General features: G+C 45.8%; 4 protein-coding genes. 1 reads left to right on the top strand and 3 read right to left on the bottom strand.

Going from position 1 to position 2,552, the window contains the following annotated elements; translation table 11 throughout:
* Positions 1–878 (top strand): GDSL-type esterase/lipase family protein (locus tag F6K20_RS33685; RefSeq protein ID WP_287297681.1); only part of this gene is annotated, 878 nt, incomplete at its 5' end.
* On the opposite strand, the gene F6K20_RS33680 is transcribed toward F6K20_RS33685, so the two are convergent.
* The 3 genes from F6K20_RS33680 to F6K20_RS33670 form a co-directional block, all read right to left on the bottom strand.
* Positions 873–1,076 carry a hypothetical protein gene (locus tag F6K20_RS33680; RefSeq protein WP_044495006.1) on the bottom strand — a complete coding sequence of 68 codons (204 nt, stop codon included), beginning with the start codon at positions 1,074–1,076 and terminating at the stop codon, positions 873–875. The two genes, F6K20_RS33685 and F6K20_RS33680, sit on opposite strands and share 6 nt — an antisense overlap.
* A 291-nt stretch (positions 1,077–1,367) precedes the next feature.
* Positions 1,368–1,595, bottom strand: a complete 228-nt coding sequence (locus tag F6K20_RS33675) for a hypothetical protein (RefSeq protein ID WP_131827076.1) — start codon at positions 1,593–1,595, stop codon at positions 1,368–1,370.
* A 31-nt stretch (positions 1,596–1,626) separates the two neighbouring features.
* Positions 1,627–2,552, bottom strand: a 926-nt coding sequence (locus F6K20_RS33670) for a Gfo/Idh/MocA family protein (protein WP_287297679.1), incomplete at its 5' end; no start/stop codon positions are given.

Genomic DNA, 2,552 nt, shown 5'->3' with positions numbered 1-2,552 from the left:
CGCTTTCCGTTGGCGAATTAAATTCGCCACGGGTCGCACCGCAAAGTTGGGGGGCTAGGGGGGCGAAACTTGGTGTAAAGTATCAGCAAAGTTTACCCAACTATCGACCTGCTACTCCTTCACCAAAGTCAGGAACGGAACTATATTACCAACGATTAGCTGCCCTCAGAGCTGGCAAACTTTATACTCGCTTACCTGCTCATAGTTTCTCATCGTTTTGGGCAAAGGGATTAAATCACAAAGGAGTCCCTCTCACAAAACCTACCTATCAGCAATGGAAACAACTCCTGGCACAGGAAGCGAAAGCTGTTGCTTACGGACAGGGTAACAATCGTCTGTCTATGGTAGTGGGAGATTCCCTAAGTTTGTGGTTACCGGCACAGGGATTACCTAAATATCAACTTTGGCTCAATCAAGGGATTTCTGGTGAGAATACCAGTCAAATTTTGAGTCGATTATCGGCATTTTCCCAGACTCGTCCTGATACAATTTATGTGATGGCAGGTATCAATGATTTGCGTCAGGGGAAAACCGATCAAGTTATTGTCAACAATCTGCGCCAGATTACCCGTCAATTGCGGCAAAATCACCCACAAGCTCAACTGATTATCCAGTCGATTTTACCGACACGAGCTACTGCTATTTCTAATCAGCGCATTCGTAATCTTAATAAACAAATTGCTCAGATTGCTCAACAAGAAGGAGCAGCCTATCTCAATCTTCACAAGTTGTTTACTGATAGTAAAGGTCAGATGGAGCACAACTTGACAACCGATGGTATACATTTAACGCCTCTTGGCTATCAGGTTTGGCAAGAGGCGCTACAGTATACAGAATCGTTGATTGCTGCAAATCGCGCTAGGGCTTCATCTCTATGAACGGGATTGTCGGGAGGCCAGTTTCTCACAATTAGCTTGGGTTTGCTGCAATAGTTGCTCTCTACTATCTGCTGCTGTAGTGAGGTTAGGAACTAATTTTCGGGCGTGGAGTGCCATGTGAAACTGAAGCTCGGCGACATAATCGCTAATGCCTTCACAACCATGATCATTGTGGGGTTGAGTAGAATGCAAATCCAAAGTGTTCTCCTTGTCTAACTTTACCATTAGGTAGTTCGAGAGCGGGGATGCTGCGTGTTTAATTAGCCCATAGGAACCCCGACTCGATGTATGTTACAGAACATATCATGGTATGCCAAGGCCATATCTGATTTTGTAATGAAGTTTAAAATATTTGTTAAGATTTATATAGTTTAGGTAATTTATACAACGTCGTTGTCAATTTTATGGTATAAAATGTTGACGATAAATTTTACCAAATGATAAATGTAAGCATTCAGCAGTCAGCATTCAGCGGTCAGCCGTGAGCTTTTAGCTCAAGCTACGCGAACAGCCGTGAGCCATTCGCTTAGCGTGGCACAGGCTTTGGCCTTGGCCTTTCGGCCACGCGTGCGCGTTTGGCCACGCTGTGCGAACGACGCTGGGACTTTCCCGTAGCCCATAAGCACCTAAAGTAGCGTCGCCACAGGCCCAAAGCTGATAGCTGATAGCTGATAGCTGATAGCTGATAGCTGATAGTACCTCAACTAGTGTGCGCATTAGCTGATAGCTGATAGCTGATAGCTTAAAACTAAATTAAAGCGATCGCATGACCTGTAGCTGCGGACTCACGTAATCCATCTGCAACCTTGAGAGTATAACAACTATCTACGGTCGAGACATACAGGGGTGTTCCTTTAACTAGATGGTCAATTACCATAGCGGTATCTTTAAGAAACAAACCCCGTCGCCCTGCTACTTCAATTGGTTTGGTTTCCTCTGCCTTAATCAGATTACCTTGGTCTCCCTCAAACAGCAGTGTGCCTTGGTTTCCATGCACCTCAAAATTCCGTAACCTCTGCCAGAACATTTCCCCTTTACCATAGGTAATATCTGCGATTAGACCACAAGTAAAGCGCAGTTGGGCATTACATAGACAAGCAGTAAAGTACTGATCAGCAGCATCCCAAAATTGGGATTGACAATACACAGAAGCGACTTCACCAAACAAGTCTGTAAAGCGGTGAATGCGAGAAAGAGCAGCAATGAAGGGAAAGCCAAATAGTTCCAGATTGAATGTCCAGCCCCGGGGTGCAGGGTGTTTCGGCGCAATAGTTACGTAACGGGCATAAACCGGTTCACCAATTTTGGGCAAAGATTGGCGCAAGGCTTGATGCAAGCCCCCTAAAAGCTCAATATGTTCTACATGGAGGAGCTTGCCCTTAGCGTTCGCTAGGGTAATCAGGGATTCGGCATCTTTGGGGTCAAGGGAAAGGGGATATTCAGTGACAACATGTTTCCCGGCATTAAGGGCAGCACGGGCAATTGTGCCATGATCCCGATTAATCGTGCTAATAAATACTAGATCAAGCTCCGGGTGTTCTACCAATTGCTGCCAGGAATCCACCACTGTAGTGCCGTGGGTTTCAGCAAAATCTTGTGTTTTGGCAGGGGTATGACCACAGACCGCCACTAAATGCGATCGCGAATCCGTTTGCAATGTCTGAGCTCGTAGCA

It is taken from the genome of Moorena sp. SIO2C4, assembly GCF_010672485.1.
GTDB classification, from domain to species: domain Bacteria; phylum Cyanobacteriota; class Cyanobacteriia; order Cyanobacteriales; family Coleofasciculaceae; genus Moorena; species Moorena producens.
The sequence above is the reverse complement of the archived record's forward strand: the minus strand, read 5'-3'. Positions and strand labels throughout refer to the sequence as shown.

Excerpts from the sequence above, each read along its gene's own strand:
- F6K20_RS33675 (WP_131827076.1), bottom strand. The coding sequence starts at position 1,595 with ATGCGCACACTAGTTGAGGTACTATCAGCTATCAGCTATCAGCTATCA.